The 26,796-nt window shown below is 71.7% G+C and carries 27 protein-coding genes and 1 pseudogene; 13 read left to right on the top strand and 15 right to left on the bottom strand.

Annotated features, from left to right (window positions below; translation table 11 throughout):
* Nucleotide 1: 1 nt before the first annotated feature.
* The 3 genes from DK419_RS20045 (at nucleotide 2) to DK419_RS20035 (ending at nucleotide 3,799) form a co-directional block, all read left to right on the top strand.
* The gene (locus DK419_RS20045) at nucleotides 2-865 is read left to right on the top strand and encodes an ABC transporter permease (protein WP_245442574.1); all 864 of its coding nucleotides are present in this window, start codon (nucleotides 2-4) and stop codon (nucleotides 863-865) included.
* A 356-nt stretch (nucleotides 866-1,221) separates the two neighbouring features.
* Nucleotides 1,222-3,018: an L-arabinonate dehydratase gene (araD, locus tag DK419_RS20040; protein WP_109960647.1), complete on the top strand. Its 1,797-nt coding sequence runs from the start codon at nucleotides 1,222-1,224 to the stop codon at nucleotides 3,016-3,018.
* A 31-nt stretch (nucleotides 3,019-3,049) separates the two neighbouring features.
* Nucleotides 3,050-3,799, top strand: a complete 750-nt coding sequence (locus DK419_RS20035) for an FkbM family methyltransferase (protein WP_109960646.1) — start codon at nucleotides 3,050-3,052, stop codon at nucleotides 3,797-3,799.
* 344 nt (nucleotides 3,800-4,143) lie between these two features.
* Here DK419_RS20035 and DK419_RS20030 read toward each other — a convergent pair whose 3' ends face one another.
* The 9 genes from DK419_RS20030 to DK419_RS19995 form a co-directional block, all read right to left on the bottom strand.
* A complete protein-coding gene (locus tag DK419_RS20030; protein ID WP_109960645.1) occupies nucleotides 4,144-4,377 on the bottom strand; it encodes a hypothetical protein in 234 nt (77 codons plus the stop codon).
* A gap of 270 nt (nucleotides 4,378-4,647) precedes the next feature.
* Nucleotides 4,648-4,881: a hypothetical protein gene (locus tag DK419_RS20025; protein ID WP_109962396.1), complete on the bottom strand. Its 234-nt coding sequence runs from the start codon at nucleotides 4,879-4,881 to the stop codon at nucleotides 4,648-4,650.
* A 169-nt stretch (nucleotides 4,882-5,050) separates the two neighbouring features.
* Nucleotides 5,051-5,200 carry a hypothetical protein gene (locus DK419_RS28755; protein WP_162561318.1) on the bottom strand — a complete coding sequence of 50 codons (150 nt, stop codon included), beginning with the start codon at nucleotides 5,198-5,200 and terminating at the stop codon, nucleotides 5,051-5,053.
* An 11-nt stretch (nucleotides 5,201-5,211) separates the two neighbouring features.
* The gene (locus DK419_RS20020) at nucleotides 5,212-6,153 is read right to left on the bottom strand and encodes a 2-hydroxyacid dehydrogenase (RefSeq protein ID WP_109960644.1); all 942 of its coding nucleotides are present in this window, start codon (nucleotides 6,151-6,153) and stop codon (nucleotides 5,212-5,214) included.
* Between the two features lie 6 nt (nucleotides 6,154-6,159).
* On the bottom strand, nucleotides 6,160-7,779 hold the full coding sequence (locus DK419_RS20015) for an ABC transporter ATP-binding protein (RefSeq protein WP_109960643.1): 1,620 nt from the start codon (nucleotides 7,777-7,779) through the stop codon (nucleotides 6,160-6,162).
* 2 nt (nucleotides 7,780-7,781) lie between these two features.
* Nucleotides 7,782-8,660 carry an ABC transporter permease gene (locus DK419_RS20010; protein WP_162561316.1) on the bottom strand — a complete coding sequence of 293 codons (879 nt, stop codon included), beginning with the start codon at nucleotides 8,658-8,660 and terminating at the stop codon, nucleotides 7,782-7,784.
* Nucleotides 8,660-9,628 (bottom strand): ABC transporter permease, encoded by a 969-nt coding sequence (locus DK419_RS20005; RefSeq protein WP_109960642.1) that lies wholly within the window; start codon nucleotides 9,626-9,628, stop codon nucleotides 8,660-8,662. The genes DK419_RS20010 and DK419_RS20005 overlap by 1 nt, the downstream gene beginning before the upstream one ends.
* Before the next feature lie 11 nt (nucleotides 9,629-9,639).
* Nucleotides 9,640-11,190, bottom strand: coding sequence for an ABC transporter substrate-binding protein (locus DK419_RS20000; protein WP_109960641.1), 1,551 nt, complete (start codon nucleotides 11,188-11,190; stop codon nucleotides 9,640-9,642).
* A gap of 234 nt (nucleotides 11,191-11,424) precedes the next feature.
* Nucleotides 11,425-12,195, bottom strand: coding sequence for a class II aldolase/adducin family protein (locus DK419_RS19995; protein ID WP_109960640.1), 771 nt, complete (start codon nucleotides 12,193-12,195; stop codon nucleotides 11,425-11,427).
* A 234-nt stretch (nucleotides 12,196-12,429) separates the two neighbouring features.
* Between DK419_RS19995 and DK419_RS19990 the strand changes: the two genes are divergently transcribed.
* The 6 genes from DK419_RS19990 (at nucleotide 12,430) to DK419_RS19965 (ending at nucleotide 17,888) form a co-directional block, all read left to right on the top strand.
* Entirely contained in the window at nucleotides 12,430-13,134 is a 705-nt protein-coding gene (locus tag DK419_RS19990; RefSeq protein ID WP_245442572.1) for a GntR family transcriptional regulator, read from the top strand.
* Entirely contained in the window at nucleotides 13,131-14,159 is a 1,029-nt protein-coding gene (locus DK419_RS19985) for a histone deacetylase family protein (RefSeq protein WP_109960638.1), read from the top strand. The genes DK419_RS19990 and DK419_RS19985 overlap by 4 nt, the downstream gene beginning before the upstream one ends.
* Before the next feature lie 14 nt (nucleotides 14,160-14,173).
* Nucleotides 14,174-14,494: a cupin domain-containing protein gene (locus DK419_RS19980; RefSeq protein ID WP_109960637.1), complete on the top strand. Its 321-nt coding sequence runs from the start codon at nucleotides 14,174-14,176 to the stop codon at nucleotides 14,492-14,494.
* A gap of 70 nt (nucleotides 14,495-14,564) precedes the next feature.
* Entirely contained in the window at nucleotides 14,565-14,783 is a 219-nt protein-coding gene (locus DK419_RS19975; protein WP_109960636.1) for a hypothetical protein, read from the top strand.
* Nucleotides 14,784-14,959: 176 nt separating this feature from the next.
* On the top strand, nucleotides 14,960-16,510 hold the full coding sequence (locus DK419_RS19970; protein ID WP_109960635.1) for a Na+/H+ antiporter: 1,551 nt from the start codon (nucleotides 14,960-14,962) through the stop codon (nucleotides 16,508-16,510).
* Nucleotides 16,511-16,706: 196 nt separating this feature from the next.
* Nucleotides 16,707-17,888 (top strand): alpha-hydroxy acid oxidase, encoded by a 1,182-nt coding sequence (locus DK419_RS19965; protein ID WP_109960634.1) that lies wholly within the window; start codon nucleotides 16,707-16,709, stop codon nucleotides 17,886-17,888.
* A 78-nt stretch (nucleotides 17,889-17,966) separates the two neighbouring features.
* On the opposite strand, the gene DK419_RS19960 is transcribed toward DK419_RS19965, so the two are convergent.
* Nucleotides 17,967-18,230 carry a hypothetical protein gene (locus DK419_RS19960; protein WP_109960633.1) on the bottom strand — a complete coding sequence of 88 codons (264 nt, stop codon included), beginning with the start codon at nucleotides 18,228-18,230 and terminating at the stop codon, nucleotides 17,967-17,969.
* A gap of 251 nt (nucleotides 18,231-18,481) precedes the next feature.
* Here DK419_RS19960 and DK419_RS29060 point away from each other — a divergent pair, with 251 nt between their 5' ends.
* Nucleotides 18,482-18,622, top strand: coding sequence for a hypothetical protein (locus DK419_RS29060; RefSeq protein WP_167450841.1), 141 nt, complete (start codon nucleotides 18,482-18,484; stop codon nucleotides 18,620-18,622).
* A 3-nt stretch (nucleotides 18,623-18,625) separates the two neighbouring features.
* Here the strand turns inward: DK419_RS29060 and DK419_RS19955 are convergent, their stop codons facing one another.
* Nucleotides 18,626-19,249, bottom strand: coding sequence for an IclR family transcriptional regulator (locus DK419_RS19955; protein WP_245442570.1), 624 nt, complete (start codon nucleotides 19,247-19,249; stop codon nucleotides 18,626-18,628).
* 21 nt (nucleotides 19,250-19,270) lie between these two features.
* Nucleotides 19,271-19,408 (bottom strand): annotated as a pseudogene (locus DK419_RS30020) (hypothetical protein); the annotation flags it as partial.
* A gap of 76 nt (nucleotides 19,409-19,484) precedes the next feature.
* Here DK419_RS30020 and DK419_RS19950 point away from each other — a divergent pair.
* Genes DK419_RS19950 through DK419_RS19940 form a run of 3 tightly spaced genes read left to right on the top strand, consistent with a single transcriptional unit; the run spans nucleotide 19,485 to nucleotide 22,828 of the window.
* Nucleotides 19,485-20,789 carry an MFS transporter gene (locus DK419_RS19950; RefSeq protein ID WP_109960631.1) on the top strand — a complete coding sequence of 435 codons (1,305 nt, stop codon included), beginning with the start codon at nucleotides 19,485-19,487 and terminating at the stop codon, nucleotides 20,787-20,789.
* 16 nt (nucleotides 20,790-20,805) lie between these two features.
* Complete coding sequence (locus DK419_RS19945; RefSeq protein ID WP_109962394.1) at nucleotides 20,806-21,699, top strand: polysaccharide deacetylase family protein; 894 nt, start codon at nucleotides 20,806-20,808, stop codon at nucleotides 21,697-21,699.
* A 1-nt stretch (nucleotide 21,700) separates the two neighbouring features.
* Nucleotides 21,701-22,828 (top strand): M20/M25/M40 family metallo-hydrolase, encoded by a 1,128-nt coding sequence (locus DK419_RS19940; RefSeq protein ID WP_109960630.1) that lies wholly within the window; start codon nucleotides 21,701-21,703, stop codon nucleotides 22,826-22,828.
* A gap of 317 nt (nucleotides 22,829-23,145) precedes the next feature.
* Here DK419_RS19940 and DK419_RS19935 read toward each other — a convergent pair whose 3' ends face one another.
* The 3 genes from DK419_RS19935 to DK419_RS19925 are packed head-to-tail and all read right to left on the bottom strand — an operon-like array spanning nucleotide 23,146 to nucleotide 26,686.
* On the bottom strand, nucleotides 23,146-24,234 hold the full coding sequence (locus tag DK419_RS19935; protein WP_109960629.1) for a CgeB family protein: 1,089 nt from the start codon (nucleotides 24,232-24,234) through the stop codon (nucleotides 23,146-23,148).
* Entirely contained in the window at nucleotides 24,231-25,403 is a 1,173-nt protein-coding gene (locus DK419_RS19930) for a glycosyltransferase family 4 protein (RefSeq protein ID WP_109960628.1), read from the bottom strand. Before DK419_RS19930 ends, DK419_RS19935 begins: the two co-directional genes overlap by 4 nt.
* Nucleotides 25,388-26,686 (bottom strand): TIGR04295 family B12-binding domain-containing radical SAM protein, encoded by a 1,299-nt coding sequence (locus tag DK419_RS19925; protein ID WP_109960627.1) that lies wholly within the window; start codon nucleotides 26,684-26,686, stop codon nucleotides 25,388-25,390. The genes DK419_RS19930 and DK419_RS19925 overlap by 16 nt, the downstream gene beginning before the upstream one ends.
* Nucleotides 26,687-26,796: the final 110 nt, after the last annotated feature.

Here is a 26,796-nt window from a genome sequence, read left to right as displayed (position 1 = left end):
CATGAGCACCACGATGCCGGCCCGCATCATCATGAGCGAGGCGGCGCCCGCCGCCGACGGCGCCGTCGAGCGCCAGCTCGGCACCGCCGAGATCCTGTGGAACAGCGGCTTCGTCCGCAAGACCGTGATCATCGTCGTGCTGGCGCTGGTCTGGGAGCTCTACGCCCGCTTCCTCGACAACCCGCTCCTGTTCCCGACCTTCACCGACACCGTGACCACGCTCTACGAGCAGACGATCGACGGCACGATCCCGAGCCGGGCCCTGTCGTCGATCAAGGTGCTGCTGATGGGCTACGTCGCGGGCATCCTGCTCGCCGCGACGCTGACCATGCTGGCGATCTCGACCCGCATCGGCACCGACTTCCTCGAGACGATGACGGCGATGTTCAATCCCCTGCCGGCCATCGCGCTCCTGCCGCTGGCGCTGATCTGGTTCGGCCTCGGCAACGGCAGCCTGGTCTTCGTGCTGGTCCACTCGGTCTTGTGGGCGGTGGCGCTCAACACCCATTCGGGCTTTCGCGGCGTCTCGAACACGCTCAGGATGGTCGGGCGCAACTACGGGCTCAAGGGGCTCCCTTACGTCACCAAGATCCTGATCCCGGCGGCCTTCCCGTCGATCCTCACCGGACTCAAGATCGGCTGGGCCTTCGCCTGGCGCACCTTGATCGCGGCCGAACTCGTCTTCGGCGTGTCGTCGGGGGCGGGCGGCCTCGGCTGGTTCATCTTCGAGAACCGCAACCTCCTCGACATCCCGGCGGTCTTCGCCGGCCTGCTGACCGTGATCATCATCGGCCTCGTGGTCGAGAACCTGATCTTCCGCACCCTGGAGCGGCGGACGGTGCAGAAATGGGGCCTGCAGCACTGACGAGCACGCCGGCCCCAGCAGAAGCAGAACTGTCCGGGGAAGGTTGTGGCGCTGGCTTTTCCCTCTCCCCGCGGGCGGGGAGAGGCGTTCACCCCCCTTGTCGGGGGTGAAGGGAGCCCGCAGGGCGAGGGTGAGGGGGTGTTTCCGGAAGAGCCTCACTCGTCGAGACCCCCTCACCCTCGCTCCGGCTTCGCCTCCGCTTGCTGCGTCTCCTGAACGGAGACGCAGCCCTCTCCCCGCCCGCGGGGAGAGGGGAAACCGGTGCTTCTTCTTTTCCCCGGATGACTCTACGCAGAGGGGGAGGGGACGGGCGTCGCGATTCATCGAACGAACGAGACCAACAGGAGCCTCGAACCATGGCCCGCGATCCGCTCCCCCCGCCAGACCTCGAACCCGGCGCCATCCCGGACGGCCCGCAAGTTCTGCGCCGCGATCCCGCCTCCCTGCGCTCGGCGCGCTGGTTCGGGCCGGCGGACCTGCGCTCCTTCGGGCACCGCTCGCGGGCGATGCAGATGGGCTACGCCCCCGAGGAATGGACCGGCAAGCCGGTCATCGCGATCCTCAACACCTGGTCCGACCTCCAGCCCTGCCACGCCCATTTCAAGCACCGCGTCGACGACGTGAAGCGCGGGATCCTCATGGCGGGGGGCTTCCCCGTGGAGCTGCCGGCGATCTCGGTCTCGGAGAGCTTCGTCAAGCCGACCACCATGCTCTACCGCAACATGCTGGCGATGGAGACCGAGGAGCTCCTGCGCTCCCACCCGGTCGACGGCGCGGTGCTGATGGGCGGCTGCGACAAGTCCACCCCGGGCCTCCTGCTCGGCGCCACCAGCATGAACCTGCCGGCGATCTACATCCCGGCGGGCCCGATGCTGCGCGGAAACTGGCAGGGCAAGGTGCTGGGCTCCGGCTCCGACAGCTGGAAGTACTGGGACGAGCTGCGCGCCGGCAAGATCACCGACCAGGACTGGCTCGGGATCGAGGGCGGCATCGCCCGCTCCTACGGCACCTGCATGACCATGGGCACCGCCTCGACCATGACGGCGATCGCGGAGGCCGTCGGCATGGTGCTGCCCGGCGGCTCGTCGATTCCCGCGGCCGATGCCGGCCATATCCGGCTGTCCTCGGAATCCGGCCGACGCATCGTCGACATGGTGTGGGAGGACCTGACCCCGCAACGCATCCAGACCCGGGAGGCCTACGAGAACGCCATCGCGGTCGCGATGGCGATGGGCTGCTCCACCAACGCGATCATCCACCTGATCGCCATGGCGCGCCGGGCCGGCCACGCCATCGGCCTCGACGATTTCGAGCGCTACAGCCGGGTCGTCCCGGTGATCGGCAACGTGAGACCGAGCGGCAACACCTACCTGATGGAGGATTTCTTCTACGCCGGCGGCATCCGCGCGCTGATGAACGAGATCCGCGAGCACCTGCACCTCGACTGCCTGACGGTGAGCGGCCGGACGCTCGGCGAGGCGATCGACGGCGCGAAGGTCCACAACGCCGACGTGATCCGGCCGCTGTCGAACCCGGTCTACGGCCAGGGCTCGCTCGCGGTGCTCAAAGGGAACCTCGCGCCGAGCGGCTGCGTCATCAAGCCGGCGGCGATGGACCAGCGCTTCCTCAAGCATTCCGGCCCGGCGCTGGTCTTCGACGATTACGCGTCGCTCAAAAGCGCGATCGACGACGAGGATCTCGACGTCACCGCCGACCACGTGCTCGTCTTGCGCAATGCCGGGCCGCAGGGCGGGCCGGGCATGCCCGAATGGGGCATGCTGCCGATGCCGAAGAAGCTCCTCAGGCAAGGCCACCGCGACATGCTGCGCCTGTCGGACGCGCGGATGAGCGGCACCAGCTACGGCGCCTGCGTGCTCCACGTCGCGCCGGAAGCCTTCATCGGCGGGCCGCTGGCGCTCCTGCGCACCGGCGACATCGTCAGCATCGACGTCGAGGCGCGCTCGATCCGCATGGAGGTGTCGGACGAGGAGCTGGAGCGCCGTCGTGCCGCCTGGACCCCGCCGGCCCCGCGCTACGAGCGCGGCTACGGCGTGATGTTCTCCCGCCACATCCAGCAGGCGGACGAGGGCTGCGACTTCGACTTCCTGCGCACCGAGTACGGCGCCCCGGTGCCCGAGCCGGCGATCTACTGATAGGGCTCCGGGCGAGAGCCCGGAGCCGCCGATGACCCGTCCGACAGGAACCGCCGCCGCGATCGGCCGCTCGCTGCGGATCTATCGCGGCGCGGGCGCGCCCCGTGCCGCGATGGACGCGCTCTATGCCCGCTTCGTGCGGCCGGGCGATCTCGTCTTCGATGTCGGCGCCCATGTCGGGGATCGCGTCGCGGCCTTCCGGCGCCTCGGCGCCCGGGTCGTGGCGCTCGAGCCGCAGCCCGGGCCGATGCGGGCCCTGCGCCTGCTCCACGGCCGCGACCCGCGCGTGATCCTGGTCGCGGCGGCCGTCGGCGATGAGGCGGGCGAGGTCGTCCTCCACCTCAACTCGGCGAACCCGACCGTGTCCTCTGTCTCCGAACAATTCGTCGCCGAGGCTTCGGGCGCGCCGGGCTGGGAGGGGCAGGTCTGGGACCGGACGATCACCGTGCCGGCCACGACCCTCGACCGGCTGGTGGCCGAGCACGGGAGCCCGGCCTTCGCGAAGATCGACGTCGAGGGGTTCGAGGATCGGGTGCTGGCGGGGCTCTCCGTTCCGCTGCCGGCCTTGTCGTTCGAGTTCACCACCATCGCCCGGGACGTGGCGCTCCGCTGCCTCGACCGGCTGGCGGCGCTCGGGCCCTACGGATTCGACGTCGCGCTCGGCGAGAGCCAGACCTTGAGCCTCGGGCGCCTCGTCGACCGGGACGCGATGGCGGCGCATCTCGCGGACCTGCCGCAGGCGGCGAATTCCGGGGATATCTACGCGGTGCTGCCGGCGTGAGCGGGCAACGGCCCACCGTTCGGATAAGCCTTCACGCCGCCGCGCGACGCTGCGGGCATGGGGCACGGAGAGGCGTCATGCGCGGGCGGATCGGGATCTGTTTGGCGGCCGTGCTGAGCATGCTGTGGCCCGGCGGCGCGGCCCGGGCCGGCTCGTCTCCCACCCGGGACCGGACGTAGCGCGCCCTCGATGCGATGACGCGCCACGACCTGTGCGCCCGGGACGATGCGGGCCTGACGCGGCTCCACCGCGATCTGTCGAGACCGTTCGCCGCGAAGGTCGGCGCGCCACGGTAGGGCTTCGGGCTGGGTGCCGGCCCGGGGCCGGCACCGTTCGCGCGGCCCTCAGTCGGCGGAGCGCACGATCTTGGTGATGGCGAGCGGCGGCCGGCCGGACTTCTCGGCGATGTCGCGGTCCTGCTCCTCGATCACCTGGCGGACGGCGGCGTCGACGTCGTGCTCGAGCGTGGCGGTCCGGGGCACCCGGCGGTTGGAGCGGCGCGAGCCGTCCTCGTAGTAGACGTCGAACAGGACGAAGCCCGTATCCTGCACCTTCGGCTTCTGCTTCGAACGCAGCATGGTCGTTGACTCTTCTTGGCGGCGGAGCACGCGGCCTGAAAGCGCGGCCATGACGCCGCGCTGCGTGCGGCCCGCGCCGCGAGGGGGAGGATCGATCGAGTGAGGGCGGTCCTTCGGGCGCCTGGTCGGGGGCCTGCCTCGCGAAGGGGCGGGCGCGCGACGCGAGCGGGGATATGGGGCCGAAAGCCGCCGAACGCCAGCGCGAAGCGCCCGCGTCGATGCCGCAGCGAAGGACGGTGCGTGGCAGGAAGGAGCGGAGCGGTCCTGCGGTCAGCCGGTATACATCACCGCCGCCACCGGGGCGGGCTTGGTCCGGCCGGTATGGGTCATGGCCCAGATCGACCACGCGGCCAGCGCCGAGCAGGAGAGCAGCACCAGCCCGCGGACGTAGCGGCCACGATGGATGTCGCGCACGGCGTAGACCGGCATCAGGGCCGCCTTGGCCACGTTGCGCAGGGCGAGCACCATCAGGATCGCCAGGAAAGCCGTCACAGTCCCGAGCATGATCATCCCCCCTTCGGCTGATGCGCCATGGCGAAGCTTATCCCCGCAACACGGCGAAACGAAGCCATCCGCCCGAAATATCGCTGCGGCGTGTCAACCCAGCCGCAGCGACTCTGTGCACCGAATGGTTAACGATCGGTGGCGGGGCCGCAAGGGCGCGATCCCCCCCTCACCGGACCCGCACGAAGCCCGGCCCCGCATGGGCGCGGATCGCGGTCCCGCGGCGATCCGCGACCGCGACGGTCAGGGCCCAGCGCGCCCGCGCCCCGGCCCGGGCCTGCTCCTCCGCCCGGGCCGGAGCGCGAGGCCGAACCGGCACCCGAGGACCGGTCAGTAGCCCCGCGCCGGATCGACCGTATCCGGCGGCACCCGGCCCTCGCGCACGGCCTCCGCCGCGGCGAGCAGGGTGCGGGCGACGGCCCGCGGGCTCGCCTCGCAGGCCTCGTGCGGGGTGATGCGGATCGCCGGGTGGTCCCAGAACGGGTGGGCGGCGGGCAGCGGCTCGGTGGCGAAGACGTCGAGGGCGGCGCCGGCGAGGTGGCCGGAGGCGAGCGCCGCCAGCAGGTCGGCCTCGACCAGGTGCTCGCCGCGGCCGACCTGGATCAGATAACCGCCGGGGCGCAGGCGCGCGAACAAAGCGGCGTCGAGGATCCCGCGGGTCTCCGCCGTCAGCGGCAGCAGGTTCACCAGAACCTCGCTCGCGCCGAGCATCGCCGCCAGCCCGTCCGGCCCGTGATGGTGGGTGATCCCGGGATCCGCCGCTTGCGGCGTGCGGCTCCAGGCCCGCACCGGGAAGCCGAGAGCGGCGAGATCGCCGGCGACCCGCCGGCCGATCTTCCCGTAGCCGAGGATCCCGACCGGGACCGCGCCCGCGTCGCGCGCGTACAGGCGGCGCCAGAGCCGGTCGCGCTGGTTCTCGGCGTAGGCCTGGAAGCGCCGCTGGTGGCCAATGACGTGCCAGAGCACGAAGCCCGACATCGCCCGCGCCTGATTGGGATCGACCACCCGCACCACCGGCAGGTCGGGCGGGCGTCCGGGGCAGGCGAGCAGGTTGTCGACGCCCGCCGCGATCGAGCACAGGGCGGCGAGGTTGGGGTAGCGCGCCAGCGCGTCGGCGGGCGGCCGCCAGCCCAGGGCCAGGCGCACCCGCTCGGGGGTCTGCGCCGGATGGTCGAGGATCTCGACCCGGTCGGCGATCTCCTCGAGCGCCGCGCCGAACAGGCCGCGCAGGTCGGTGGTGGTGCTGAGCAGCACGCAGGGCAGGCGATCCATGGAGCGTCAGGCCGCCTGCCGCACCCGGCCCGGCACCGCGTCGAGGAGGGCGCGGGTATAGGGGTGCTCGGGATTGGCGAAGAGCGCGCCCGCGGTCTTCAGCTCGACGATCTCGCCCTGGCGCATCACCGCGATCCGGTCGCAGATCTGGGCCGCGACTCGCAGGTCGTGGGTGATGAACAGCATCGACAGGCCGAGGCGCGCCTTCAGGTCTTCCAGCAGCGCCAGCACCTGGGCCTGGACCGAGACGTCGAGGGCCGAGACCGCCTCGTCGGCGACCAGCACCTCCGGTTCGAGGGCCAGCGCCCGGGCGATGCCGACGCGCTGGCGCTGGCCGCCGGAGAATTCGTGCGGAAACCGCTCCAGCGCCCGCTCGTCGAGGCCGACGAGGCCGAGGAGCCGGCGCGCCCGCTCCATCGCTTCCGCCAGCGGCACCCCGTGCGCCACCGGCCCGTCGGCGATGATGCGCCCGACGCTCCGGCGCGGGTTGAGCGAGGCGAAGGGATCCTGGAACACCATCTGGATGCGGCTGCGGGCCCGGCGCAGGGCCTCGCCCCGCAAGCCCGTCAGGTCGGTGTCGCCGAGGCGCACGCGTCCGGAATCGGGCTCGATCAGCCGCATGACGAGGCGGGCGACCGAGGACTTGCCCGAGCCCGATTCGCCGACGAGGCCGAGCGTCTCGCCGCGATGGAGCGCGAAGGCCACGTCCCGGGCGGCCGCCGTGCGCCGCGGGGTGCGGAAGAGGCCCCCGCCGGTGACGTAGGTCTTCTGCAGGCCCACCACCTCGACCGCCTTCGGCCCCGAGAGGGGAGGGCGGGAAGGCGGATCCATGGTCGGCACCGCGGACAGGAGCGTCCGGGTATAGGCGGCCTGCGGCCGGCCGAGCACGGCGGATGCGGGGCCCTCCTCCACCACCCGCCCGTGGCGGAGCACCAGCACCCGGTCGGCGATCTCCGCCACCACGCCGAAATCGTGGGTGATGAACAGGACCGCCATGTCGCGGCGGGTCTGGAGGTCGCGGATGAGCTTCAGGATCTGGGCCTGCGTGGTGACGTCGAGGGCCGTGGTCGGCTCGTCGGCGACGAGCACCGCGGGTTCGAGGGCGAGCGCCATCGCGATCATCGCCCGCTGGCGCTGCCCGCCCGAGAGCTGGTGGGGATAGGAGCGGACGATCTGCTCCGGGTTCGGCAGCCCGACCTCGCCGGCGAGCGCCACCGCGCGGGCGCGGCGCTCCTTGTGCGTCAGCTGGCCGTGGGCCTCGAACATCTCGGCCATCTGGTCGCCGATCCGCATCAGCGGGTTCAGCGCCGTCATCGGCTCCTGGAAGATCATCGCGATCCGCCGGCCGCGGGTGTCGCGCCAGGCCGCGTCGTCCTGCGCCAGCAGGTCGGTCTCGCCGAGGCGGATCGTGCCGCCGACCGGGCGCACGGCCTTCGGCAGGAGCCCCATCAGGGCGTGGGCGCACATCGACTTGCCGGAGCCCGATTCGCCGACGAGGCACAGGATCTCGCCGGCCACGAGGTCGAACGACACGCCGTCGACGGCGTTCGGGCGGTCGCCGCCCTCCGGCAGGGCGAGGCTCAAGTCGCGGACCGAGGCGGCGATCCGGCGGGTCTCGGCATCCATCGTCAGCGCTCCCGGGACAGGCGCGGGTTGAGGGCGTCGTTCAGCCCCTCGCCGATGAGGTTGAGGGCGAGCACGGTGAGGAGGATGAGGAGGCCCGGGAATGCGGTGATCCACCAGGCCTGCCGGATCACCGTGCGGCCGGCCCCGACCATGAAGCCCCAGGACATCCGGTTGGGGTCGCCGAGGCCGAGGAAGGAGAGCGAGGATTCGAGCAGGATCGCGGTCGCCACCATGAGGGAGGCCAGGACCACGATCGGCGACAGGGTGTTGGGCAGGACCTCCCGGCGCAGGATGGTGAAGGTGGTCTGCCCCGTCACGATCGCCGCCTGGACGTATTCGCGCGAGCGCAGGGACAATACTTCGCCCCGCACCAGCCGGGTCACCGGCGGCCAGCTGACGAGCGCGATGGCGAGGATCATCGAGGACAGCGAGGGCTGCAGGATCGCGACCAGCACGATGGCGAGCGCGAAGCTCGGCACGGTCTGGAACAGCTCGGTGAAGCGCATCAAGGCGTCGTCGACCCGGCCGCCGAGATAGCCGGCGAGCGCGCCGAGCGGCACGCCGATCAGGAGGGCGGCGAGCGTCGAGACCAGGCCGACGATCAGCGAGACGCCGGCCCCGTGCATCAGCCCGGCGGCGATGTCGCGCCCGAGCGCGTCGGTGCCGAGCGGCACCCGCTCGAGGGTGAAGGGCGGCACGAAGGGTCTTTGCACCATGCGCCAGGGCGAGGTTGGGTAGAGGACCGGCGCGAGGATCGCCGCCGCGACGACGAGGACCAGGATCACGAGCCCGAACACCGCGCCGGGATGGCGCAGGAAGGCGGCGAGCGGCCCGCGGCGGCGGGTCTTTGCCGGGGCGGCCAGCGGGACGGCGTTGTCCATCACGCCACCTCGATGCGGGGATCGACCGCGCGGTAGACCACGTCGGTGACGAGGTTGAAGACCAGCACCATGGCGGAGGAGACCACGAAGACGCCGAGCAGGAGGTTGTAGTCGCGCTGGAGCAGGGCCTCGTACATCAGCCGCCCGATCCCCGGCCAGGCGAACACCGTCTCGGTGAGCACCGCGCCGCCGACGAGGGTGCCGGCCTGGAGGCCGGCCAGCGTCACCACCGGCAGGAGGGCGTTGCGCAGGATGTGCCGGCGCTGGATCACCCCCTCGGTCAGGCCCTTGGCCCGGGCCGTCTTGACGAAGTCGAGCCGCGAGACCTCGAGCATCGAGGAGCGGGTCATCCGCACGTAGACCGCCATGAAGAACAGCCCGAGGGTCATGGCCGGCAGCACGAGGTGGCGGGCGATGTCGAGGGCGCGGGAAAGCCCGGTATAGCCCGCCCCCACGGTCTCGAAGCCGAAGCTCGGCAGCCATTCGAGCCGGACCGAGAACAGGATGATCGCCATCAGCGACACCCAGAACAGGGGCGTGGCGTAGAACAGGAGCGCCAGCCCGGTGATCGCGGTGTCGGCGAGGGTGCCGGCCCGCCGGGCGGCGAGGGATCCGAGAAGCACCCCGAGCGAGAGCGAGACCGCGAAGGCGGTGCCGGTGAGGAGCAAGGTCGCCGGCAGCCGCTCGCCGATCAGCGTCGCCACCGGCATCTGCTGGCGCACCGAGTAGCCGAGATCGAGCCCGGCGATGCTGCGGAGATACGCGGCGAGCTGGCTCGGCAGCGGCTGGTCGAGGGCGAACTTCTCCCGGAGCTGGGCGATGAAGACCTCGTCGCCCGCCCCCGCCTCGCCGGCCATCACCAGGGCCGGGTCGCCGGGGGCGAGGCGGATCAGGAAGAAGTTCAGGACCACGATGGCGAGGAGCACCAGGACGCCCTTCCCCACCCGCCGCGCGACGAAGCCCAGCATGCCGTTACCCTTCAGCGCTCGATCCAGGCATCGCGGAAGCCGTCGTTGACGCCGATGCCGGTGGTGACGAGGTCGTGGACCTTGCAGCGGGTGATGGTCGGGAATTGCAGCTCCAGGAGCCAGGCCACCGGGGCGTCCTCGACGAGGGTCTTCTGCACCGCCTCGTAGATCGGCCGGCGCTGGTCGTCGCCGACCGCGACCGCGCCCTTCGCGAAGGCCTCGTCGACGCTCGGGTTGGAATAGCCCTCGACGTTGTTGAACGGCGAGCCCTTGGCGATCTGCGACGAGACGTAGTTGCGCCCGACCCCGAGCGCCGGGTCGCCGTACTGGTAGAGATACGTGAAGGCGATGTCGTAGTCCCAGTCGGAGGTCTTCTGGTTCCAGCCGGCGACGTCGGTGGCGACCAGCTCGACCTTGATGCCGACATCCTCGAGGTTCTGCTTCACGGCCTCGGCCCAGCGCTGCCACGTCTCGCCGTAGGGCAGCGGCAGGAGGCGCACGGTCTCGCCCTTGTAGCCGGATTCCTTCAGCAACGCCTTGGCCTTGGCCGGATCGTAGGAATACTTCGCGGCCTTCGGGTCGTGGTAGCGGACCGTCGAGGAGAACGGGCCGGTGGCCGGCTTGCCGAGCCCGTTCCACACCACGTCGCGGGCGAAATCCCGGTCGAGGGCGTAGGACAAAGCCTGGCGGAACGCCTTGTTGGCCATCGGGCCCTTGCGGTTGTTGAGCCAGAGCCAGGAATGCGGGCTGAAGAACTCCCAGCCCTTGGTGGTCGAGCAGGCGCCCTTGAGACCCGAGAGGCGCTGCACGTCGAAATTCTCGACCGAGCCGCCGGGCAGGATGTCGACCTTGCCGGTCTCGAACGCCACGGCGCGCGCGGCGGCGTCGGGGATCACGTGCCAGTAGATCTCGTCGAGATAGGGCTTTCCGGCGACGTGGTAGTTCGGGTTCTTGACGAGCCGGATGTAGGAGCCCTTCTTCCACTCCTTGAACATGTAGGGGCCGGTGCCGATCGGCGTGTTGTTGGCCGGGTTGGTCTTGTAGTCGGTGCCGGCATAGACGTGCTTCGGCACCATCGGCATCGAGCCGACCTCGAAGATGCCGAGGAACGGCCCGAACGGCTCGGAGAGGGTGAAGACCACGGTGTAGGGGTCGGGCGCCGTTACGCTCGCCACCTTGGCGAGGTTGCCGCGGGCGCGGGCATGGGTCTGGCGCAGGAGCTCGACCGAGAAGATCACGTCGTCGGCGGTGAACGGCTTGCCGTCGTGCCAGGTGGCGTTCTTGACGAGCGTGAAGGTGTAGGTCTTGCCGTCGTCGCTCATCCTCCAGTTCTCGGCGAGGCCGGGCAGGGGCTTGAGGCCCGAATCGTAGCGCAGCAGCCCCTCGTAGATGTTGCCCGCCACCATCTGGGTCGGGCCGTTCTGCACCATCGCCAGCATCAGCCCCGGCGGCTCGGGCTGGATCACCGCGTTGGCGGTGCCGCCGGGCTTCGGTGTCTGCGCGAGCGCCGCGCCGGCGAGCGCCAGGGAGAGCACGGTGCCGGCCAGAATCGTCTTGAGCATTGGTTGGTCCCCTGGTCCCTGTCGCGGCGTCTGATGGGCTCGCGCATTCCCCTCTCCCGTGTGGGAGAGGGGTCAGGGGTGAGGGTGGCGCGCGTCAGGATAAATCTGGGCTGTCACGCTGCCAGCACGACGCCTCGAGCTTTAGATGGAAGCGTCACACCCTCACCCCTACCCCTCTCCCACACGGGAGAGGGGATCCCGCGACCAATGCGGCAGCGGGCGGTTTGCTCGGCTCTACTCTTCGTAATCCGGGTCGCTGCGCTTGAGCATCCGCTTGAACGCGTCCCACTCGGTGTCGGGCAGCGCACCCGCCTCCATCTTGTCGTAGAACGAGGCGTACTGGCCGGCGGTCTTCGCCGCGACCGCCGCCGAGGGGCGGATCAGCGGGGCGCCGGCGGCCTGCAGCGCGACCTGGGCGCGGCAGGAGCGCTCCAGGTTGTGCATCAGCTTGAACGCTTCCGCGACCGAACGGCCGCAGGTCAGCATGCCGTGGTTGCGCAGCACCATCACCGGCTTGTCGCCGAGATCGGCCACCAGGCGCTGGCGCTCGTCGAGGTCGAGGGCGATGCCCTCGTAGTCGTGGTAGGCCAGCCGCCCGGCGAACTGCATCGACCACTGGTTGAGCGGAAGCAAGCCCTCCTCCTGGCACGACACGGCGACGCCCGCCACCGTGTGGGTGTGGAGCACGCACAACGCGTCCTCCCGGGCGGCGTGGACCGCGCTGTGGATGGTGAAGCCCGCCGGGTTGATGCCGAGGCCGCACGGATCGTCGACGACGCGGCCCTCGAGATCGACGGTGACGAGGTTGCCGGCCTTCACCTCCTCGAAGCGCAGGCCGTAGGGGTTGATCAGGAAAAGGTGGTCGGGCCCCGGCAGCCGGGCCGAGATGTGGGTGTAGATGCTGTCGTCGAGGCCGAGGCGGTGGATCAGCCGGTAGGCCGCCGCCAGGTCGACGCGGATGCGCCGGGTCGCCGCGTCGGATTGCGGATGAGCGGATGACGACATCGGACCTCCTCGCGGAACGAGAGCGCGGCGCGGCACGCCGCCACGACTTCGCGTGTACGGGCGGCGCGGCGCGAAGACTGGCGCGCCGACGGCCGGATGCAGGGCCGGACGGACCACGACATCGCCCGGCATGAGCCTAGACTGACCCGGCCTTGCGCGACGATCAAGCTGAAAGTGTCGACAATCGACGCTCAACCATTGCACATTCCGACTCACGGAGGTGCGATGCGCGCGATGTCCCCACCCGTCGGGTTGCCGATGCTGGCCGAGAGCGACCTCGTGCGCCAGGTCGCGCGGCGGCTCACCGACGCGATCGTGCAGGGGCGGCTCGCCCCCGGCGCCAAGGTGGCGGAGGCGGCGGTGGCCCGCGAGCTCGGCATCAGCCGGGCGCCGGTGCGGGAGGCCGCGCGCCTCCTCGAGAGCCAGGGCCTGCTCAAGGCCTCGCCGCGGCGCGGCTTCTTCGTGCGCGAATTGTCGGCGCAGGACGTCGACGAGCTCTACGCCTTACGCCTGTGCGTCGAGCGCCACGCCGCGGTCGAGGCGGCGCGCCGCCTGACGCCCGCCCTGCGGGAGGCCCTGCGCCGCCAGCTCGACCTGATGCGGGACCTCGCCCGGCGCGACGACCCGGTCGCCATCGTCGAGGCCGACTACCAGTTCCACCGGCTGATCTGCGAGGCCGCCGGCAATGCCCGGCTGCTTCGCCTGTTCGACGGGCTGGCCTCGGAATTGCGGATCGTCATCGGGCTGATCGGCCGGCTCTACGACGATTCCGACGAGATCGCCCGCACCCACGAGCCGGTGCTGGAGGCCATCGAGGCCGGCCACCCGGAGCGGATCGTCGCCCATGTCGACCACCATATCGGCGTCGCCCGCCGGGAGGTCGGCCGGCTGGTGCGCAGCCTCACCCCCCACCCCGAGAGAGACGCGGAGATCCCATGAAGGCCGTCCATTCCGAGGACCATCGCAGCCACGACCCGAAGTTCTTCCTGGTGCGCGGCCAGGTGAAGCCCGCCGCCGACCAGCCCGAGCGGGCCGACCGGCTGCTCGCCGGCCTCAGGGCGGGGAACCACACGGTCGCGGCGCCGCAGGCCCACGGCGCGGGTGCCCGGGCGCGGGTCCACAGCCCCGACTACCTCGCCTTCATGGCCGGGGCCTGGGAGGAATGGGAGGCCCTGCCCGACCACGGCCCCGAGATGATCGCCAACGTCCACCCGGTGCGCGAGGCCGCGACCTACCCGACCCACATCGTCGGGCGGCTCGGCTGGCACACCGTCGACACGTCCTGCCCGATCGGCCCGGGCACCTATGCGGCGGCCTGCGCCGCGACGGACGTCGCGGCGAGCGCGGCGCAACTGGTGCTCGACGGCGAGGACGCGGCCTACGCGCTCTGCCGCCCGCCCGGCCACCACGCCTATCGCGACCGGGCCGGCGGCCACTGCTACTTCAACAACAGCGCGGTCGCGGCCGCTCACCTGCGCCAGCGCCACGCGCGGGTCGCGGTGCTCGACGTCGACGTGCACCACGGCAACGGCACGCAGGGGATCTTCTACCGCGACCCCTCCGTGCTGACGGTCTCGCTCCACGCCGATCCGCGCGGCTTCTATCCCTTCGTCTGGGGCTACGCCCACGAGCGCGGGGAGGGCGAGGGAATCGGCGCCAACCTCAACCTGCCGCTGCCCCTCGGCACCGGCGACGACGGCTACCTCGACGTGCTCACGGGCGTCGCCACCCGCACCGTCGCGGCCTTCGCCCCGACCGCGCTGGTGGTGGCGCTCGGCCTCGACGCCTCGGAGCACGATCCGCTCGCCGGGCTCGCCATCACCACCGACGGCTTTCGCCGCATCGGCGCGGCGCTGGCGCGCCTGCGCCTCCCGACGGTGCTGGTGCAGGAGGGCGGCTACCTCTCCGACCTCCTGGGCGAGAACCTGACGGCTGTGCTCGCCGGCTTCGAATCCGCCCGCTGAAGGAGCCTTCCCCGATGGCCTTCGCCTGCACGATTCCCGCGGTCCCGACCGTCCAGGTCGACGACGACACGGTCCGCATCACCCGCTGGGATTTCTCGCCCGGCGCCGTCACCGGCTGGCACGAGCACGGCTGGCCCTACTTCGTGGTGATGATCACCGCCGGCACGCTCCGGGTCCACGACGGCACGCAGGTGACCGAGGTGCCGCTCGCCCACGGCCAGTCCTACCGCCGCCCGGCCGGCATCCGCCACGACGTCCAGAACGGCTCCGACCACCCGATCGCCTTCGTGGAGATCGAGGTGAAGCGGCCGGAGGGGCTGGCGCCGCCGGGGTGAGGGGCGCCCGACATGCCGGCGCAAAGATTCCGCCCCGGCTCGGCCGCAATGGAGTGGTGATGAGGGAGGCATGACCGACCGCACCCGCATCGACTGGAGCACCCCGGCGCAGCTCGTCGTCTGGCCGGGCGAGCCCGAGGCCGAGGACCGTCCCACCGTGACCCTGCGCGAGGCGGTCGCGGCGGCCGCGCGGGTCGAATCGGGGGTCGTCTGGATCGTGCTCGCCGACGGGCACATCCTGCGCCCGGGCCGGATCGCCGAGCTGCGGGCGGCGCTGCCGCCGGGCTAGAGCACTTCACGATCGCGTTGCAATCGCGAAGCTCTCCAAGTCTTTAATTTTGCCGCATTTTCTTCGACGAACCGGTATCCACTTCGTCGGAAAATGCTCTCGAGCGCCAGCGACGGATCGTCCGGCCAACCTCCCGAGCCCCGCGCGCGTTGCCCTTCCTCAGAAGCGGAGGGGTGATGCTGATCTTCGAATGGATCGCGGGCGTGCTCGTCGTCGCGGTCCTGCTCGCCGGGGTGGCGCGGCGCCTCGGGGCGCCGTTCCCGGCCTTTCTCGCCGTCGGCGGGGCGGTGCTGGCCTTCGTCCCGCAGGTGCCGCGGCTCGACCTCGATCCGGATCTGGCGCTGGCCCTGTTCCTCGCCCCCGTCCTGCTCGACGCGGCCTACGACACCAGCCTGCGCGACCTCAAGCGCAACTGGCTGCCGGTCACGGGCCTCGTCGTCGGCGCGGTCGGGGTCACGACCGTGGCGGTGGCGCTGGTGGCGCGCTGGCTCGTGCCCGACATGCCGCTCGCCGCGGCAATCGTGCTCGGCGCCATCGTGGCGCCGCCGGACGCGGTGGCGGCGCTCTCGGTGCTGGCCCATGTCCGGCTGCCCCACCGCCTCGTCACCATCCTCAAGGGCGAGAGCCTGTTCAACGACGCCTCGTCGCTGCTGATCTACCGCCTGGCCCTCGGGGCGGTGGCGACGGGCTCGTTCTCGGCCGCCGAGGTCGCCCCGACCTTCCTCGTCGGCGTCGTCGGCGGGCTCATCGCGGGACCGGCGCTGGCGGTGCTCTACGTCCGGCTGATGCGCCGGGTCACCGATCCGCCGAGCGCCGTGGTGCTGCAATTCGTCGCCACCTTCGGCCTGTGGCTCGCCGCCGAGCGGGTGGGGGTCTCGGGCGTGCTCACGGTCGTCAGCTTCGGCCTCACCGTGTCGCGGCTCTCGCCCCAGACCATGCCGGCGCACCTGCGCATCACCTCCAACACCGTCTGGGAGACGGCGGTGTTCGTGCTCAACGTCCTCGCCTTCGTGCTGATCGGCCTGCAGATCGGCCCGATCCTCGAAGGCCTGAGCCCGGCCGAGCGCCACCACTACGCCTTCGTGGCCGCCGCGGTGTTCGGCACCACGGTGGCGGTGCGCCTCGCCTGGGTCCTGGGAGCGCGGGCGATCGCCCGGCTGTGGCACCGCCTCGCCGGGCCGATCGGCCCGAAGCCGATCGGCCTGCGCTCGGGCACCACGGTCGCCTGGTGCGGGATGCGCGGCGTCGTCACCATCGCGCTGGCGCTGGCGCTGCCGGGCGACTTCCCGCACCGCGACCTCGTGGTGCTGACGGCGTTCTGCGTCGTGCTCGGCACCCTGGTGATCCAGGGTCTCACGTTGCGCCCGCTGCTCGCCTGGTTCTCCCTCGGCGACGACGATCCGGTCGGGATCGAGATCGGCCGCGCCCGCGCGGCGGCCTACCGGGCCGCCCGCGACAGCCTGGCCGAGGAGCGCTCGCCCCACGCCGAGGCCCTGCGGCGGGAATTCGAGGCCGGCCTGCGCGAGGCCGAGGCCCACGACCAGGGCCTCGCCCCGTCGAGCCTGCCCGCCGACTCGCTTCGCCGCCGCGCCGTCGAGGCCGCCCGCGCGGTCATCCTGGACCTGCGGGAGCGCGACGAGATCGGCGACGACGCCTATTTCCGCCTCGAGGAGGAACTGGACTGGGCCGAGCTCAGCGCCACGCCGCGGGAGGAGGTCGCCACCTGACGGGACGCGGTGCCGGGCCGCGCCGGATGCACGGCAAAAACGATGGTCAGACCCGAACGGTTGATTGTATCCCGTATGGGCTTGAGACCGAAAACCTGCGCCCGGGCCGACGAATGTCCTGCGCGGGGATTAAGAGACGCACGAGCGAGACGCCATGCACGCCACCCGAATGCCCTCGTCGCGGCCGCCATCCTGGATGTCGCGGTTCTTCACGAGCGGCCCCGTCACCTCCATCGAGGACCTGCGCGTGCTCGCCGAGCGGCGGGTGCCGCGGATGTTCTACGACTACGCCGATTCCGGCTCGTACACGGAGGGCACCTACCGGGCGAACGAGGACGACTTCTCCAAGATCAAGCTGCGCCAGCGCGTCGCCGTCGACATGACGAACCGCACGCTGGCCAGCACCATGGTGGGCCTGCCGGTGAGCATGCCGGTCGCGCTGGCGCCGACCGGGCTGACGGGGATGCAGCACGCCGACGGCGAGATCCTGGCGGCGCGGGCCGCCGCCAAGGCCGGCGTGCCGTTCACGCTCTCGACCATGAGCATCTGCTCGATCGAGGACGTGGCCGAGAACACCGACGCCCCGTTCTGGTTCCAGCTCTACGTGATGCGCGACCGGGACTTCATCGACCGGCTGATCGACCGCGCCAAGGCGGCGCAGTGCTCGGCTCTGGTGCTCACCCTCGACCTCCAGATCTTGGGCCAGCGCCACAAGGACGTGAAGAACGGCCTCTCGACCCCGCCCCGGATGACGATCCCCAACATCGTCAACCTGGCGACGAAGCCGCGCTGGTGCCTCAACATGCTGCGCACGCAGCGCCGCACCTTCCGTAACATCGTCGGGCATGCGCAAGGGGTGGGGGATCTCCGCTCGCTCTCGTCCTGGACCGCCGAGCAGTTCGATCCCCGCCTCAACTGGGACGACGTCAAGCGCATCCGCGACCGCTGGGGCGGCAAGCTGATCCTGAAGGGGATCCTCGATCCCGAGGACGCGGAGCTGGCGGCGCAGAGCGGCGCCGAGGCGCTGATCGTCTCCAACCACGGCGGCCGTCAGCTCGACGGGGCGATCTCGTCGATCGAAGCCCTGCCGGAGATCGTCCGGACGGTGGGCGACCGGATCGAGGTGCTGATGGACGGCGGCATCCGATCGGGGCAGGACGTGATCAAGGCGCTGGCGCTCGGCGCCCACGGCGTCTTCATCGGCCGCGCCTTCCTGTACGGGCTCGGGGCCGGCGGCGAGGCGGGCGTGACCCAGTGCCTCGACATCATCCGCAAGGAACTCGACGTCACGATGGCGATGTGCGGCCTGCGCGACGTGCGCCAGGTCGACGAGCGGATCCTGGCTGGCAAGCCCGCTCTCGCGAACCGGCCGTTCTGATCGGTCGACGAGGCTCCGCCTCGTCGAGAAGGCTCCGCCCGGCCGTGGGACGAAGGCGGCCGGGCGGAGCGGGAATCCCTACATGCGGTGCATGTGGCGGTGCATCATGCGGTGACGCATCATGTGCCGCCGATGCATCATGTGGCGGCGGTGCATCATGTGCCGGTGCATCCGGTGATGACGCATCATCCGGCGCTCGCCGCGGGTCATCTGCACCGTCTCCACCATGGGGGCGGCCTGGATGCCGGCCGGGCTCGCCGGGGCGGCGGAGGCCGCGCCGATGCCGAAGGAGAGGGTGCCGAGCACGGCAGCCGCCGCGAGGCCCAGAGTCAGCTTCTTCATCTTTGGTGTCTCCTCATGCGCGGCCCCCGCCCTGCGGCGGGAGACGGCCCGCCGGGGCGGGAGGCTTTCCCGCTCGGGGCGGGTCACGAGAAAGATTCATCCAACGGTGGAGGTTCCGGCAGAACGATCATTTTTCGATCGAGCGATGGTTTAAAAAATGTGAGCCGGCGCCGTACCCTTCGGCACCCTCGCGCGTTTCCCACGGCACCCCGGACAGGGGGCCGCAGCGACGGACGGGGGAGCGCCACGCCATGCAGGACGGTATCCGGATCCAGGCCGATCCCGACGGCACCTTCACGCTCTACAGCGCGTCCCGGGTGATCCTGCGCGGCCTCTCCCGCGAGCGCGCCTACCGCCTCGCCGGCCGGCTCGGCGAGTTCGTCGAGTACTGAGCCTCAGCCCGCGCCGCTCACCAGGGCGGCGGCGCGCATCAAGGGCGGCAGGATCCGCCCGGCGACGTCCCGGTCGGACCAGTGCCCGGCCTCCCCGGCGACGTGGAGCGCCCCGAACGGGGCTCCGGCCGCATCGCGAAGCGCCACCGCGACCACGACCTCGTTCTCGATCACCTCGTGGGCGGCGACCGCGTAGCCGTCCCGGCGCGCGGCGGTCACCGCCTCCATCACCGCCTCGACCTCCGTTCGCGTGAACCGGGTCAGCGGCCGGCGATCCTCCGCCTCGACCAGCGCCCGCGCCTCCGGTTCCGCAAGGGCGGCCAGCACCGCCCGGCCGCCGGCACTGCAGAACAGCGGGATCCGGCGCCCCACCAGGTTGGTGTAGTAGGGCTCGGCCCGCGCCTGCAGCCGCAGCGCGTAGACCAGCGACGCAGTCGAGAACAGGCTCAGGTCGACCCGCGCGTCGCAAGCCCGGCGCAGGTCCATCAGGATCGGCGTCGCCCGCTCGATCAGCGGGTGGTTGCGCAGCAGGTGATAGCTCAGGTCGAGCACCCGGTCGGAGAGGGCGTAGCGTCGGGTCGTCGGGCATTGCTCGAGATAGCCGAGCTGCGCCAGCGTGTGCGTCATTCGCTGGCAGGTGCTCTTGTCGTGACCGCAGCGTTGACTGATCTCCAGCAACGACAGGTACCGGGTGCCGTGGAATGCTTCGAGGATGCTGAACGCTTTCTCGACGGATTGCACAAAGAGCCGGCTTCGCGCGGTTTCGTCGTGGCCCTCCGTTGACATGACGTCTCTCCCTGCACCAGCATAGGATGCAATGCAGCGTATTGCATGGCAATACACGACGGTGCGGGGAAGCGGGATGCAGAGGATGATCGCCGGGACGGGTCCACGCCCGCTCCTCGATCCGCGGGCGCGCAAGGCGATCTCTGCCGCCTGCATCGGCAACATGCTCGAATGGTACGATTTCGGGGTCTACGCCTTCCTGGCCGGCTCGATCTCGGCGGCGTTCTTCCCGTCGAGCGATCCGACCGCGTCGCTGCTCGCGACCTTCGCGGCCTACGGCGTCGGCTTCCTGGCGCGTCCCCTGGGCGGTGCGGTGATCGGCCGTCTCGGCGACCGGCGCGGGCGCAAGGTCGCGCTCGTGCTCACCCTGCTGATGATGGCGCTCGGCACGATCGGGCTCGGCCTCCTGCCGACCTACGCCCAGATCGGGATCGCGGCGCCGGTCCTGCTCGTGACCCTGCGCATCCTCCAGGGCATCGCGGCCGGCGGCGAGTGGGGCGCCTCGACCGCCTTCATCATCGAGTGGGCGCCCGATGGCCGGCGCGGCCTGTTCGGCTCGTTCCAGCAGGTCAGCACGGCGTCCGGCATCCTGCTCGGGTCGGGCATCGCGGCCCTCCTCACCTCGCTCCTGTCGCCGGAGGCGATGCTGGCCTGGGGCTGGCGGATCCCGTTCCTCCTCGGCGCCTCGCTCCTCGTCGTCGGCATCCTGATCCGCCGCAGCGTCGACGAGACGCCGGTCTTCGAAGCCAAGGTCCTGGACGGCAAGGCCGCGCAGGCCCCGCCCGCGACCGAGAGCGGCCCGCGGCTGGGCCTGCGCGCCTTCGGCTTCACGATCTTCTGGACCGTGTCGTACTACATGCTGCTCTCCTACATGCCGACCTTCACGCAGAAATTCGGCGCGCTCACCGCCTCGCAGGCGCTGTGGTCGAACACGATCGGGCTCGTCGCGATGGTGCTGACGGTGCCGGTCTTCGGCCACCTCTCGGACCGGATCGGCCGCAAGCCGCTTTTGATCGCGAGCGCGGTCGCGGCGATCGTGCTGTCCTACCCGCTGTTCCGGATCGTCGCCGACGGGGCGGGCTTCCTCACGGTGGTGGCGATCCAGGTGGTGTTCGGGATCATCGTCGCGCTCTATTCCGGCCCCGGCCCGGCGGCGATCTCGGAGATCTTCCCGAGCCACCTGCGCTCGACCTGGATGTCGATCGGCTACACGCTGGCGGTCGCGGTGTTCGGCGGCTTCGCGCCCTTCGTCGCCACCTGGCTCATCGCCGCGACCGGCTCGGCGCTCGCGCCGTGCGTCGCCTACCTGATCCCGATGGCGGCCGTGACCCTCGCCGTCCTCGCGCGCATGCCGGAGACCGGCAGGGCGCGGCTCGCCTGATGACGGAGTGCCGATCATGACCGACCCCTCCAGCCTCAAGCCGTGGCAATGGCCCGAGAGCCACTGGCGCCAGCGCGTCAACAAGGTTCGGGCCGGCCGCACCCTGGCGCCGGCCTGGCCCGACGGCAAACGATGCGCGGTCGCCCTGTCCTTCGACGTCGACCACGAGACCAACGAGTTGCGCGACGGCGGCAAGTCCCTCGGGCGGCTGTCCTGGGGCCAGTACGGCCACCGCCAGGGGATGCCGCGCATCCTCAAGCTGCTCGCCGAGCACGACGTCCCGGCGAGCTTCTACGTGCCGGCGGTGGTGGCGATGCTCTACCCCGACGAGCAGCGCGCCGTCGTGGCGGCCGGCCACGAGATCGGCATCCACGGCTGGATCCACGAGCTGAACTCGGTGCTGCCGGCCGAGTCCGAGCGCGACCTGATGCTGCGCAGCGCCGACGCCCTGGAGCGGATCACGGGGACGCGCCCGGTCGGCCTGCGCACCCCCTCCTGGGACTACTCGGACGCGACGCTGGCGATCATCCGCGAGATGGGTCTCCTCTACGATTCCTCGCTGATGGCCGACGACACCCCCTACGAACTCCTGGAGGACGGCGCGCCGACCGGCGTGGTCGAGATCCCGGTCGAGTGGATCCGGGACGACGCGCCCTACTTCATGATGAGCCGGTTCGAGGGCTTGCGGCCGCATATCGGGCCCGAGGACGTGCTGGCGATCTTCATGCGCGAGTTCGAGGGCGCCTATCGCGAGGGCGGGCTTTTTCAGCTCACCATGCACCCGCACATCATCGGCTACCGCTCGCGGCTGTGGATCGTCGAGGAGCTGATCCGCGCCGCCAAGGCGAAGGGCGACGTCTGGTTCGCCACCCACGCCGACATCGCCGCCCACGCGGCGACGGCGTTGTGACGTGATCCGGATCCCCGCCCCGGGCCCGGCGGAGCTTCGGCCCGCCCTCGACCGCCTGCGGCGCCTCGTCGAGTGCGAGACGCCGAGCGACGACCCCGACGCGCTCGCCGCCGGGCTCGCCCTGATGCGGACCGAGCTGGCCGCGGAGGGCCTCGCGGTCGTCCCTGCCGACCTCGACGCCGCCGGTGCCGTGTCGGCCCGCTACGACCGGGGCGGGGCACTCGTTGGCCCACCCATCCTGATCCTCGGCCATCTCGACACCGTCCACCCGGTCGGCGAACTCGCGACCAACCCGTGGCGGGTCGAGGGGGATCGCGCCTTCGGGCCCGGCATCCTCGACATGAAGGGCGGGATCGTGCTGGCGCTGGAGGGCTTGCGCCGGGCCGGGCCGCACCTCACGCAGCCCGTCGAGATCCTGATCACCTCGGACGAGGAGATCGGCTCGCCCCGCTCCCGCACGCTGATCGAGGCGCGGGCGAGGGCGGCGGCCTGCGTGCTCGTGCCCGAGCCCGCCCGCGACAATGGCGGCCTCGTCGTCGGCCGCCACGCGATCCTGCGCTACGCGCTGTCGGCGACCGGCCGGCCCGCCCATGCCGGGCGCGACCCCGGGCAGGGGGTCTCCGCGATCCATCGGCTCGCCCGTGCGATCGTGGCGCTCGAGGGCCGCAGCGTGCCGGGGGCGAGCCTCAGCGTCGGGGTGATCGGCGGCGGGCGATGGGTCAACTGCGTGCCCGAGCGCGCCGCGGCCGAGATGCTGTGCGTCGCGGCCGACGACGCCAGGCGCGCGGAGATCACCGCGGTCGTCGCCGCGGAGACGGACGAGAGGCTGACCGCGGACCTCGCGAGCGAGCGTCCGCTCTGGCGCACCGGGGCGGGCGACCGCGCGCTCTACGACGCCGCGCAGGCGGTGGCGGAGGAACTCGGGGTGACGGTCTCGCCCGAGGTGTCGGGTGGCGGCTCGGACGGCAACTTCACCGGGGCGCTCGGCGTCCCGACCCTCGACGGGCTCGGGCCCTGCGGGGCGGGGCTCCACGCCCATGACGAGCACCTGGATCTCGCGAGCCTCGGGCCGCGGATCGGGGTGATGGCGAACCTGCTGGTGCGGGTGGGTGGGATGGCGTTCCCCTGAACCCTTCTCCACTGCGGCAGGACTGTCCGGGGAAAAGAAGGCGCGCGGGTTTCCCCTCTCCCCGCGGGCGGGGAGAGGGCTTCATCCCCCTTGTCGGGGATGAAGCAAGCGGAGGCGAAGCCGGAGCGAGGGTGAGGTGCCGGAGAAGTCTCATCCGGCACCACCCCCTCACCCTCGCCCTGCGGGCGACCTTCGCACCCAGCAAGCGGTGCGAAGGCCTCTCCCCGCCCGCGGAAAAGAGGAGAAAAGCCAACGCTACAACTTTCCCCGGACAGCCCTGCTTCTACGGCGGAGGGTTCGACGGCGCGCGAACCTGCTCATCCCCGCAGCCGCTCCGCCACTGCCAGCAGCTCCGCCGCCCGATGCGCGCAGGTGTGCCGCGCCTGGATCGTCCTCAGGCCATGCTCCGTGAGAGCCGCGCGCAATCCCGGATCGTGCGCCAGGTCGCGCAGGTGGCGCTCCATCGCCGCGCCGTCCGGCGCCACGAGGAAATCGCTCCCCGGCGTGAACAGCCCCTCGCTGTCGCGCCAGGGTGCCGAGACCAGGGGGATGCCGCAGGCCAGCGCCTCGAACACCCGGATCGTCGGGATGCCGGGCAGGGCCTCGACGTAGAAGCGCCGCGGCACGTGCACGGTGGCGAGGTGGCGGGCGAAGACCTCCGGGGCGCGGGCATTCGGCAGCCAGCCGCGGTAACGCGCGTGGAAGCGCCGCAACGTCGCGAGCGCCGCGTCGGGATAGCGCACGCCCCAGACGTCGAGGGGCAGGCCCGCCCGCTCGGCCGGTCCGAACAGGAAGTGCTCCAGCTCGGCGCTGCGCTCCCCGTCGCCCCAGTTGCCGATCCAGACCACGCCCTGGCGGGGCGCCTCCCCCGCCGGCGGGTGGAACAGGCGGGTATCGGCGGCCTCGTGCCAGACGAAGACGCGGCCGCCCCAGCCCCAGCCGCGATAGACCTCGGCCAGGGTCTCGCCGAAGGCGAGCACGCCGTCATACCCGGAGAGGTCGTAGGCCCGCATCGCGTCGGGCTCGCTCACCGCCCGGTGGTGGGTGTCGTGGAAGAGAAGCGTGAAGCGGCCGCCGTTGCGCCGCGCCGCGCCGACTCGGGCGACGAGGGCCGGCTCGTTCCACTCGTGCACCAGCACGAGGTCGGCGCCGTCGAGGGCCGCATCGAGGTCGAAGCCCGGCGGGTCGATGACGGGCGAGAGCTCGGGGTAGGGCGCGAGGGACGAGGCGAGGCCCGCCTCGCCGTGATCGCGACGCAGGTTCTCGACGCTCCAGGCACCCTCCGGCTCGTGCACCGCGACCGCGTGGCCGAGGGCGTGAAGCTCGCGCAGCACGCCGCGCAGGAAGTGGGCGTTGCCGTGGTTCCAGCACGAGCGCAGGGAATGCGTGAAGACGACGATCCTCACGCCACCGCCCCGGCCCGCAAGGGCGGCGCCTCGAGCACGGCCCGGTAGGCGTCGAGCACGCCGGCGGTCATCGCCTCGACCGTGAAGGTCTCGGCCCGGGCCCGCGCCTCGGCGCCGAGCCGTGCCCGGATCGCGGGATCCCCCGCCACCATCTCGATGGCGTGGGCGAAGCCCTCGTCGTCGTCGGGGGCGATGAAGATCGCGGCCTCGTCCCACAATTCGCGGAAGGTCGGGATGTCGGAGAGGACCAGGGCGCACCCGGCGCTCGCGGCCTCCAGCACGCCGAGGCCGAACGGCTCGTAGCGGGCGGCGGAGGCGTAGACCGGGCTGCCTGCGAGCCAGCGCGCCACGTCCTGGTCGCTGAGGCGACCGAGCGGCCGCAGGGCCTGCGGCGAGAACTGCGCCGCGTTCGGGCCCTTCAGGTCGCCGGCGGCGAGCAGCGGCAGGTGCATCCGCGCGGCCGCCCGGTCGAGGGTGCGGGCGTTCTTGCCCTCGTCCCACAGCCGGCCGGCCGTGAAGGCGAAGGGCGAGGCGGCGGTCCCCGCCGGGGTGCGGTGGCCGCGGGCGGCGGGCTTGCGCCGGCCGTTCGGCACCACCCGGGGCGGGGCGATCCCGTAGGTCGCGGCGGTCGCCTCCGCGAAGGCGCGGGTCGGGCTGAGCAGCGCGTCGACCCGGCGGTAGCCCTCCGCGACGAGGCTCGCCCGCCAGGCGAGGTCCGGCGGCAGCGGGCCCGGGCGCATCGCCGCCCACCAGGTCGCCACGCAGGAATGCGCCACCGCGATCACGGGCGCGCAGAACCCGGTGATCGCGGCGAGCGCCGGGCTGTTGAGGTGGATCAGGTCGGCGCCGGCCCGCTCGGCCTCGCGGGCCACCATGGCGGCGGCGTCCTCGACCTCGCGCCGGGTCAGCGCGGTCCAGTCGAGGCTGGTGCCGAGCGGGCGCAGGTCGAGGCCGCGGATGGCGCGGGCGGCGCGGAACTGGTCCTGGTTCGGCTCGGGCCCGAGTACCGCCAGGGTGACGCCGACGCCCTGCCGGATCAGCTCCTCGGCGAGGTCGAGCCCGTACTGCCAGATGCCGCCGACGGCATCGACGGTCATGAACAGGTTGAGGACCGGCGCGCCGCGATGCGGGATCGGGCGTCCGGCCGGGACCGTCAGGCTGGGCAGCATGCCGCCTCCAACTCGCGCAACGGGGCCGGCCGCTCTTCCTGGATGTCGCTGAAGCGGTCGAACTGGCCGAGGTAATGGGCGTGCGCCCGCTCCCAGGCCTCGCCGTCCGGCTCGCCCCACAGGCGGCGGTAGTCCGGCGAGGACGGGTAGGGATAGAGCGGCACGGGATCGTTGGCCCAGACGCCGGCGGCGCGCAGGCGGTCGCGCCAGGCGGCCACGAGGTCGGGATCGTCGCCCGCCACCTTGATGAGGTTGGCCTGGACGAACGGCACCGAGCGGCGGGCGTGGATCAGGCGCTCGGCGAGGTCGTCGGTCGAGGCGCGGCAATTCTTGTCGAGCAGCGCGCGGCCGGCCTCCGTCAGGCTCTCGACCCCGGCCTCGATCGAGACGCAGCCCGCCGCTCCCAGCAGGTCGAGCATGTCGGGCTTCCACAGGTCGATCCGGGTCTGCACCCCGAACTCGATCCGGCGCGCGGCCAGCGCCTCGAGCAGGGCTTTCTGCGGCAGGAAGATCTCGTCGATGAAGTAGAGGTAGGTGACGCCTTGCGCGATCAACCGGTCGACCTCCTCCAGGATCGGCGGCAGCGCGCGCCGCCGGTACTTGTCCCGGAAGTCGATCTTGGCGCAGAACGTGCAGGAATAAGGGCAGCCGCGCGAGGCCTCGATCTCGGCCCCCGGCCCCTCCGGCGCCCGGTCGAAGCGGTGGTGGTGGTGGGCGTGGCGCGCCACCCAGGGATCGGGCCAGGACAGGGCCGGAAGATCCGTGAACACGGTCGCCGCGGGCCCGCCGGTCACGACCGTGTCGGCGCCGTCGCGGAAGGCGAGAGCCGGCACGGAGGCGGGCCGCGCCAGGCCGCCCTCGGCCAGGTGCGTCACGACCTCCTCGCACTCGCCCCGGACCACGAGGTCGCAGGCGAGCTTCGCGAGCGTCGTCTCCGGCGTGACCGAACCGTGGGGGCCGACCGCGACGGTGCGGCCGCCGCGATTACCCAGCGCGTCCAGGAAGGCGCGCGGCACCCGCAGCTCGGGCTGGGCGCAGCGCCAGAACAGGTAGGTCGGGGCCGTCGTCACCACCGTCATGGCGGGCGCGAACTCCGCCACCCGGTCGGCGAGCGCGTCGATGGAGAGGTCGTCGAGGGCGCCGTCCAGCATCAGCGTCTCGTGGCCGGCCCGCTCCAGCAGCACCTTGCAGGCGCCGAGCTCGATGGGGAGATGCGGGGAACGGCACCCGAAATAGATGCTGTTCTCGAAGCTCCAGGTCGGGTTGACGAGGGCGATTCTCAAAGCGGCTGTCCTGAACCGGGAACGGGCATCGCAGGTACTGGGGGCGACTATTGGGAAGTGGCGGGGCCGCTCCGGACGACAAGGGCTTTTCGCCCGAATGCGGTTAAGCG

Source organism: Methylobacterium terrae (assembly GCF_003173755.1).
In the GTDB taxonomy this organism is placed as follows: Bacteria; Pseudomonadota; Alphaproteobacteria; order Rhizobiales; family Beijerinckiaceae; genus Methylobacterium; species Methylobacterium terrae.
This window is presented reverse-complemented; position numbering and strand designations above follow the sequence as displayed.

What these genes read in the sequence shown, in the direction of transcription:
- araD (WP_109960647.1), top strand. Translation starts at nt 1,222, where the DNA reads ATGGCCCGCGATCCGCTCCCCCCGCCAGACCTCGAACCCGGCGCCATC.
- DK419_RS20005 (WP_109960642.1), bottom strand. Translation starts at nt 9,628, where the DNA reads ATGCTGGGCTTCGTCGCGCGGCGGGTGGGGAAGGGCGTCCTGGTGCTC.
- DK419_RS19980 (WP_109960637.1), top strand. Translation starts at nt 14,174, where the DNA reads ATGGCCTTCGCCTGCACGATTCCCGCGGTCCCGACCGTCCAGGTCGAC.
- DK419_RS19970 (WP_109960635.1), top strand. Translation starts at nt 14,960, where the DNA reads ATGCTGATCTTCGAATGGATCGCGGGCGTGCTCGTCGTCGCGGTCCTG.
- DK419_RS19985 (WP_109960638.1), top strand. Translation starts at nt 13,131, where the DNA reads ATGAAGGCCGTCCATTCCGAGGACCATCGCAGCCACGACCCGAAGTTC.
- DK419_RS19950 (WP_109960631.1), top strand. Translation starts at nt 19,485, where the DNA reads ATGCAGAGGATGATCGCCGGGACGGGTCCACGCCCGCTCCTCGATCCG.
- DK419_RS19945 (WP_109962394.1), top strand. Translation starts at nt 20,806, where the DNA reads ATGACCGACCCCTCCAGCCTCAAGCCGTGGCAATGGCCCGAGAGCCAC.
- DK419_RS20015 (WP_109960643.1), bottom strand. Translation starts at nt 7,779, where the DNA reads ATGGATGCCGAGACCCGCCGGATCGCCGCCTCGGTCCGCGACTTGAGC.
- DK419_RS19995 (WP_109960640.1), bottom strand. Translation starts at nt 12,195, where the DNA reads ATGTCGTCATCCGCTCATCCGCAATCCGACGCGGCGACCCGGCGCATC.
- DK419_RS19930 (WP_109960628.1), bottom strand. Translation starts at nt 25,403, where the DNA reads ATGCTGCCCAGCCTGACGGTCCCGGCCGGACGCCCGATCCCGCATCGC.
- DK419_RS19955 (WP_245442570.1), bottom strand. Translation starts at nt 19,249, where the DNA reads ATGACGCACACGCTGGCGCAGCTCGGCTATCTCGAGCAATGCCCGACG.
- DK419_RS19960 (WP_109960633.1), bottom strand. Translation starts at nt 18,230, where the DNA reads ATGAAGAAGCTGACTCTGGGCCTCGCGGCGGCTGCCGTGCTCGGCACC.
- DK419_RS20010 (WP_162561316.1), bottom strand. Translation starts at nt 8,660, where the DNA reads ATGGACAACGCCGTCCCGCTGGCCGCCCCGGCAAAGACCCGCCGCCGC.
- DK419_RS20025 (WP_109962396.1), bottom strand. Translation starts at nt 4,881, where the DNA reads ATGCTCGGGACTGTGACGGCTTTCCTGGCGATCCTGATGGTGCTCGCC.
- DK419_RS20035 (WP_109960646.1), top strand. Translation starts at nt 3,050, where the DNA reads ATGACCCGTCCGACAGGAACCGCCGCCGCGATCGGCCGCTCGCTGCGG.
- DK419_RS19990 (WP_245442572.1), top strand. Translation starts at nt 12,430, where the DNA reads ATGTCCCCACCCGTCGGGTTGCCGATGCTGGCCGAGAGCGACCTCGTG.
- DK419_RS20030 (WP_109960645.1), bottom strand. Translation starts at nt 4,377, where the DNA reads ATGCTGCGTTCGAAGCAGAAGCCGAAGGTGCAGGATACGGGCTTCGTC.
- DK419_RS19975 (WP_109960636.1), top strand. Translation starts at nt 14,565, where the DNA reads ATGACCGACCGCACCCGCATCGACTGGAGCACCCCGGCGCAGCTCGTC.
- DK419_RS29060 (WP_167450841.1), top strand. Translation starts at nt 18,482, where the DNA reads ATGCAGGACGGTATCCGGATCCAGGCCGATCCCGACGGCACCTTCACG.
- DK419_RS20000 (WP_109960641.1), bottom strand. Translation starts at nt 11,190, where the DNA reads ATGCTCAAGACGATTCTGGCCGGCACCGTGCTCTCCCTGGCGCTCGCC.
- DK419_RS20020 (WP_109960644.1), bottom strand. Translation starts at nt 6,153, where the DNA reads ATGGATCGCCTGCCCTGCGTGCTGCTCAGCACCACCACCGACCTGCGC.
- DK419_RS20045 (WP_245442574.1), top strand. Translation starts at nt 2, where the DNA reads ATGAGCACCACGATGCCGGCCCGCATCATCATGAGCGAGGCGGCGCCC.
- DK419_RS19965 (WP_109960634.1), top strand. Translation starts at nt 16,707, where the DNA reads ATGTCGCGGTTCTTCACGAGCGGCCCCGTCACCTCCATCGAGGACCTG.